Annotated in this window: 7 protein-coding genes and 1 pseudogene; 2 read left to right on the top strand and 6 right to left on the bottom strand. The window is 28.6% G+C overall.

Annotated features, from left to right (window positions below; all coding sequences use genetic code 11):
* Window positions 1–27 precede the first annotated feature (27 nt).
* The 4 genes and pseudogenes from BZ132_RS07650 to BZ132_RS00870 all read right to left on the bottom strand — a co-directional run bounded on the left by BZ132_RS07650 (window position 28) and on the right by BZ132_RS00870 (window position 3,214).
* Window positions 28–179: pseudogene (locus tag BZ132_RS07650) on the bottom strand (DUF3781 domain-containing protein).
* Window positions 180–262: 83 nt separating this feature from the next.
* Window positions 263–1,417, bottom strand: coding sequence for a tRNA uracil 4-sulfurtransferase ThiI (thiI, locus tag BZ132_RS00880; RefSeq protein ID WP_286940152.1), 1,155 nt, complete (start codon window positions 1,415–1,417; stop codon window positions 263–265).
* A 12-nt stretch (window positions 1,418–1,429) separates the two neighbouring features.
* Window positions 1,430–2,644, bottom strand: a complete 1,215-nt coding sequence (locus tag BZ132_RS00875; protein ID WP_112149275.1) for a GMC family oxidoreductase N-terminal domain-containing protein — start codon at window positions 2,642–2,644, stop codon at window positions 1,430–1,432.
* A 15-nt stretch (window positions 2,645–2,659) separates the two neighbouring features.
* On the bottom strand, window positions 2,660–3,214 hold the full coding sequence (locus BZ132_RS00870) for a hypothetical protein (RefSeq protein ID WP_011405775.1): 555 nt from the start codon (window positions 3,212–3,214) through the stop codon (window positions 2,660–2,662).
* A 183-nt stretch (window positions 3,215–3,397) separates the two neighbouring features.
* Here BZ132_RS00870 and nucS point away from each other — a divergent pair, with 183 nt between their 5' ends.
* Window positions 3,398–4,150 (top strand): endonuclease NucS, encoded by a 753-nt coding sequence (gene nucS / locus BZ132_RS00865; RefSeq protein ID WP_048059674.1) that lies wholly within the window; start codon window positions 3,398–3,400, stop codon window positions 4,148–4,150.
* A gap of 7 nt (window positions 4,151–4,157) precedes the next feature.
* On the opposite strand, the gene BZ132_RS00860 is transcribed toward nucS, so the two are convergent.
* On the bottom strand, window positions 4,158–4,571 hold the full coding sequence (locus tag BZ132_RS00860) for a hypothetical protein (RefSeq protein ID WP_052273650.1): 414 nt from the start codon (window positions 4,569–4,571) through the stop codon (window positions 4,158–4,160).
* 577 nt (window positions 4,572–5,148) lie between these two features.
* On the opposite strand from BZ132_RS00860, the gene BZ132_RS00855 reads away from it, so the two are divergent.
* Window positions 5,149–5,973 (top strand): carbon-nitrogen hydrolase family protein, encoded by an 825-nt coding sequence (locus BZ132_RS00855; RefSeq protein ID WP_011405772.1) that lies wholly within the window; start codon window positions 5,149–5,151, stop codon window positions 5,971–5,973.
* Between the two features lie 131 nt (window positions 5,974–6,104).
* Here BZ132_RS00855 and BZ132_RS00850 read toward each other — a convergent pair.
* A partial coding sequence (locus tag BZ132_RS00850) for a hypothetical protein (protein WP_286940147.1) occupies window positions 6,105–7,281 on the bottom strand: 1,177 nt, incomplete at its 5' end.

Below are 7,281 nucleotides of genomic sequence, written 5' to 3'. Positions count from 1 at the left end.
TTAATTACAAATCTATAAAAAAAAATCTTATAATGGATGTGCAGTAATTATTGTAAAACTTGAAGCATTAACTGTTATTATAATATTATCAACCTCAATATAATAGTTTTTACCTTTACGTGTTATTTTTACAGTACTCTATGCGTCTTTACATCAATATTTTTCTTAATATATTTAATTCCTAACTCTGTTGTATGTACTTTATCTATATTTTTAAGTAGATTACAAGTTAACACCCAAAAAAATGTATAAAAATAGATATTCAATCTATATCTATTTTTGTAAATGTGTTCCATACTTCTTCAAGAACATCCTTTTGATTAATATCATCAATTACATTATTTACAACATCTAATTCTGCATTTGTTTCTGGATATTTTGGTACTGCACTACATCCACCATCAGGAATTATTGATGTTTCATATGTTCCAATTGTTTTAGCTATAGCTTCTATTTCTATTTTATCAAGACTTATTAATGGACTAAATATTGGCATTCTACATTTATATCGTGTTGCTTCTATATTTCTTAGGGTTTGTGATGCTACTTGTCCAATACTACTTCCATCTGCTATTGCATTTGCATGATTAAATTTAGCAAGTTGTGCTGCTGTTTGATACATCCCACTCTTACATAACACACAAGTCATACGTGGTGGTGCTTGTTTTATTACATGTTCAAGGTATTGTCCAAAGTTTATTGTGTATAATTTAACTTTTACTCCTACAGAGTATCTTTGTAGTCTTTGTGCTTGTTTTTTAACCTTTTCTATTGTGTTTTTTGTGTATGGATTGTTATCACAGTGAAGTAATATTATTTTACATCCCCTTTTAAGCATTTGGAATGAAGCAACTGGTGAGTCTATTCCACTTGATATAAGACATACAACTGAACCCTGTGATCCTACAGGTAATCCTCCAAGTCCAGGTATTTTTTCTGTAAACATGTATGTTTTATTTTCACGTATTTCCACATACAATGTAAAGTCTGGATTTGACAGATCTACTTTTGCATTTGTTATATCTATAACTACAGATCCACAGTATCCTGCCATTTCTTGACTTGAAAAGTCATGATTTCCCACCCTTCTACATTTTACTGCAAATGTATCTTTTTGGGGATTAAATTTTCCTTCATCTATTACTTTTGGTATTATTTCATGAATTAATTCACTTATTTTTTCTTTATCTGTTATTGTTTGTGTTATTGGACTGTATGATACTATTCCAAACACTCTTGAGAGTACATCTGCTACTTTCTCATTAGTTTCTTCTGTTTTAAGTGTTAATCTTCCCTGATTATTTTCAAATTCACATTCAAGTTCTGATTTTATATTATCCATTAATTTTTTTTCGAATTTATGTCTTATTTTAGGACTTTTAATTCCAATTTCACCATATCTTACAAAGTATTCCATTATTTTCCCTCATCATAATTTTTGTGCTAAGTATTGTCCAAGTCTTCTTGATAGTGCTAGTATTGTATATATTGGTGGTAGTCCTGGTGCTTCTGGAAGTACACATCCATCTCCAACATATAAGTTTTCTATTTCTGTTTCTAGATTACTATCTACTATGTCTCCTATTCTTGCTGAGGATATTAGGTGTGCTCCCCTTACATGTGTTGAAGAGATACTTTCTATGTCTGCCCCAGCTTTTACAAGAATTGATGCAGCTATTCCACAACCTCTTGCTATTAATGATGCATCTTCAAAGTCTATTCCTTTTACTACTTCATTTGCATAGACATGTCCTTTGGTGTTATCTGGTACTTTTACCATGAAACTTATTATATCATCACTTGTTGCATCAGGATGTGTTTCTTGTATTTTTGGTAGTAGGAATTGACTTGTGTGTGAAGCTATTACTATGTGTGGTAGTTTTATGAATTTGTTCATTTGTATTTCATTATCTTGTTGTGCTCCTTTATAATATCCACCTATTGTTACAAATGGATCTACAGCCAGTGTTTCTCCTGCTTTTATACCGGCAATTCTGAGTAATTTTGGAGTTACTATTCCACCTGCTGCAAGCACTACCACATCTGCATAGTATGTATTTGCCTTATCAGTTACAACTCCTTTTATTTTATTATCTTCCACTATGAGATTAATTACTCCTTCATCTGTAATTAATTTTGCTCCATTGGATTGTGCTACCTTAAGATCTTCTAAACTACTCCATTTTGCACCATTAGGACACCCCCATGCACATTTTCCACATATTATACATTTTTCTGGATTTATTCCCTTTGGCATTGGTTGCATCTCTAATCCTAATTCCCTTGCAGCATCTGCTAGAAGTTTGTTTATCTTTCCTTCATGTGATTTAGGCATTGTTTGAATTTGTATTTCTTCTTCTAATTGTTTTAGTTGTGGTGTTATATCTATGTCAAATTCTTTTAATTCATCAACTAATGCTGGAACATAATTTCCTGCTATTACTAGTGATGATCCACCTACACATGTGGTTTTTATTAATTCTAGTTCATTTTTATCCCATGGATCATAGAATTTATATGATTCACCAGGTGTTGTTTTGGGTCCTTTTTCTATTATTGTGATGTTCACGTCAGGATTTTTAGACAATTCTCTTGCTACACTTAATCCTCCAGTTCCTGCTCCTACAATAATCACGTCACTCATTATATCACCATTATCTTATTTTTTATAATCTTCTTTTTGTTTTTCTTTTTTCTTTCTATTTTTAGCTTTTTGAATAGGTGTTTGTCGAAGTATATCTGCTTCAACTTGTTTTTTATTTACTTTTTTATGTACTTGATTGAAGTTATCCATGACTTTATAATGGTGTTCTTCCTTTTGTGGTTGAGTAGTTGGTTTGTGAATATATTCTGCAATATTTACTCCAATTATTGCTGGTAATCCACATAGTACTACTGCTGCTATAGCAGGTATTAAAACTCCCATTAATAAATCAATACCTACTGTTATTGTGTCTATTGGAATAGTAACATTGGTTGTTGGCATATAATCCACTAGGAACAATCCAGCAGGATACGATAAGATATAACTTATAACAGTGTATAAAAGGCCCGTTAGTACTGCATAAGCTTTACTTTTTGTAATTAATGCTATTATAAAACCTATAGCTATTAGTATTACAAGATAACTTATTCCTATTCTTGCTAGTATTAGTGCAAGTATTGCTGATATTATAACAATTCCGAATTTTCCTAGAAAATTAAAAGAAGACATATTTTTTTATTCCCCTATTTTAAGCATTTTATTGTTAAAAAAAAATATAACAATTGTTAATACGGAATACCTATGAAACTAAATATTCATATTCCATACATACTATATATAAAAATATTAATTTAAATAGTTTTATCCAAATATAAGATATATAATAAAAGAATTTACTAGAAGGGATTATAAATTAAATATAAAACAATAGAAAATCCAAGTACACAAGAGGCATATGAACTTATTAAAGACGGATTTAATAAAAAATCAATGATTATCATCCTTGCTCAATGTCATGTAGAGTATGAAGGACGAGCACGTAGCAGATTAGACAAAGGTGATAGATTAATATTAATAAAAAAAGATGGAACATTTACAATACACCAAGAACTAAACCTAGATCCAGTAAACTGGCAAGCTCCTGGATGTAAAAATAAAGTTAGTCTAAAAGAGAATCAAATAATACTACAAAGTATAAAAACAAAGCCTGATGAAGAAATAACAGTCTACCTAGATACAGTCTACTGTGCAACATACTACAACTGTGTTGATACTAAAAATCTTGAAATAAGAGGATATGAAAAACACATGGTTGATCTTGCATGGGAAAAACCAGAATTAATAGAAAAGGGATTTAGACCAACAAGACGAGAATATCAGACAGAAAATGGATTTATTGATTTAATGGGAACTGATAAAGATGAAAAACTAATGATACTTGAATTTAAAAGTAGAAAAGCTGGTACGAATGCTGTGAAACAATTGAAAGGATATGTTGAATGTTTCATGGATAATAAAGAATTTGTTCGTGGAATAATTGTAGCACCTGACATAACAGACAATGCCTTGGAACTTCTCAAATCATTACAAATGGAATTCATACCACTAAATCCACCAAAGGATTTACTAACAAAAAAAGCATCAACTCTAGATTCATTCTTCTAAGGGAAGATTACATTAAAAATTCATAATCTTCCCCATTGATACTAAGTAGTATTGCATCAACAATACATGCAGTATTCCATCCAACAACCTTTGTTGCAACATCTTGTAATGGTTCAGGAATTTCTTCTACCCCATATGGTCTTATAATTATAATTGGTTTTCTAAAACCCTTTGCATACTTAATATGTTTTTCAATTAATTCTTTATCATCATCCCATAAACCTGATAAAACAATAAGTGCATCAGATTTATCAATTGCATCAACAAATCCATCACCTATCTTTGTAACATCACTCCATTTAAATGCTTCGGTAGATGATTCTAATCTTTTCATAAATATATTATAATCTTGACAATCCTTAGGATATGATATAAATAACTTCCATGTTGTCATATCATCCTCTGGAAATAAATCTAACATGATAGTTCCTCCTTTAATTATACCTTTTTTTTATTTACCTTAATAATTTACTATTAACTCCTTTGATATATATTTTTTATAGTTTAGAACTATATTTTTTTTTATTATTTTATGAAAAATACCTTCTTATTTTATTTTCATAGGACATATCCAATTATAAATCATTATATTTTTAAAGTATTTAATTTTAGGCTTTGTAGAAGATATCTTTTTAAAATTTTTTTTACTCTTCTATCACTATTGTAAATATGTATTACTAATTTTAGATAATTTATTTTTATTATAGTTTCCATGTTGTGAATGTACTATTTCATAATAACTTATTTCAATCCCTAGTTTTCATAACTAAAACTTCCCTCTTATCAAAGCAATATATTCATAAATTATTAAATAAGTAATTAGTATATAATAACCTTTTTTTCACAAAAATAAACACCAAATATAAATATCTACTAAAAAGTAATTTTAACAATATAATAAGAATATAGTTTTAAATCCTGATAAAATTAAATCAATGGACTAAAAAAAAAGTTTATATTAAAATAAGCTAAATTATTAATTAAAGAGGTGTATATTAATGAAAGATTTTAAAATAGCTACTTGTCAAATGAATGTTGTTGATAATAAAGATACTAATATAGAACATGCAATCCAGTTAATTAAAAAAGCCTCATCTAATGGAGCTAAACTTATAACACTACCTGAAATGTTTAATACACCATATGATAATAGTAAATTTATTGAGTATTGTGAAGAGGAAACCACGAGTAAAACCCTAAATTCTATGCAAGATATAGCTAGAGAGGAAAATATTTATCTACAATCAGGATCAATACCAGAAAAAGAAAGTAACCACTTATATAACACAGCTTATCTTATAAATCCTAAAGGAAAAATAATAGGAAAACATAGAAAAATGCACATGTTTGATATTGATACAGATAATATGAAATTTACTGAGTCTGATACACTCACACCTGGAGACTCAGTTACAACAATTAAAACACCCCTTGCTAACATATCCATTGCAATATGTTATGATATACGTTTTCCAGAATTATGGACATTAATGAATAAAAACAACAGTGATATTATACTACTTCCTGGAGCATTCAATAAAACAACAGGCCCACTTCATTGGGAGACTTTAATTAAAGCCAGGGCAATTGATAATCAATGCTATGTTGTTGCAACAAGTCCAAGTCAAATAGAAAATCCATACTATGTTGCATGGGGCCATTCAATGATAGTTAATCCCTGGGGTAAAATCATTGCTAAGGCCCATGAAAATGAAGAAATACTATATGCTAATATTACACAATCATCACTTAGCTCTGTTCGTAATCAAATCCCAGTACTTACCAATAGAAGAAATGATATTTATGACACAATATTAAAATAAGAATGAATAGTTTTAAAAAATAGATTCTCTTTTAAACTTTAAAATAAACTATTTTTATTTAAATTTTTATTTAAGAAATAGAATTTAACTTTTTTTTAGAAAAAGAAGAATAAATTAAAGAAATACTTTAATTATTCTTTTATGAATATAACATCAGTTGTATTACATCCACTGTTATATGCTTGTCTATCACCTGTTACTATTGTAATGTTATTAACATTTTTAACAGGAATAATGATGTTTTTAAGATCTATAACTCCATTATTAATTGTGTAGTAGATTGTTTGATTATTTTCATCTTTTAAAGTTACACCATTAACTTTTAGACAAATTTTATTTGTTCCTACTACGAAATTTCCTTGATAGTCAAGTATTTTAGCAGTTACATTCATTGTTTTATCTGTTTTTGATACTGATACATTGTTTATATCGATTGAAATATCTGATTTTTCAACATGGAATACTGTGGTGTTTTTTGTTTCTTGATATATTTTATCAGCATATACTGCTTCTACTGTGTAGTTTCTTAAAGTATTGTTTTTATCTACAGATGCCATACCTTGTGGTATGTGGTATGTGTAAGTTGCAGTGTTATTTATTATATCACTAAAGACTATGTTACCATCATCATCTTTTATGGTTTTACCATTTATTTTAAAAATCACACGTCCAGTATTTATTGTTCTGTTTTCTGCATTTGGTGTTATATCAGCTATTTTTACTGTGAATGTTATGTTTGTATTTTGTTTTACTGTTGTAGTTGATGTTGTAACATTTAATTGTGTCATACGTTTTCCAACTATTACAGTAGCCTCTTGTGCTCTTGCACTTTCATAGATGTATGATCCACTGTATGATGCAGTTACATTCTTAATATTTCTAAGATACATGTCAAGATGTAGATTATATCTTACAAAACCATTTTCAACTTTTAATTTAAGTGGATTTGCTGTACTATTAAAGCTTCCATCTTCACGTAATGTTTTACCATTAAGTTTAAATACAAGATTTCCACCATTTACAAGGTTACCATATTCATCAGTAATTTTAGCAATTAAAGTTATGTTTTCACCAATAATACCACTTGCAGGATAAACTGTAACTGTTGTTTTAAGTTTATTTGCTGTAAATAAAGTTATATCATATGAAGCATCGTGTGTGTTATTTCCAAGATAAACTACTTCTACTGTGTTATTTAATGAATTTACTTTGTATGTGTATTTGTAATTACCATTGTTATCTGTTGTTATGTTGTATGTTTGGTTGTTTATGATAAGTTTTATTGGAGTGTTTTTCATTACATTTCCA

Origin of the sequence: Methanosphaera sp. DEW79 (assembly GCF_003266085.1) — an archaeon.
In the GTDB taxonomy this organism is placed as follows: Archaea; Methanobacteriota; Methanobacteria; order Methanobacteriales; family Methanobacteriaceae; genus Methanosphaera; species Methanosphaera stadtmanae.
The sequence above is the reverse complement of the archived record's forward strand: the minus strand, read 5'-3'. Positions and strand labels throughout refer to the sequence as shown.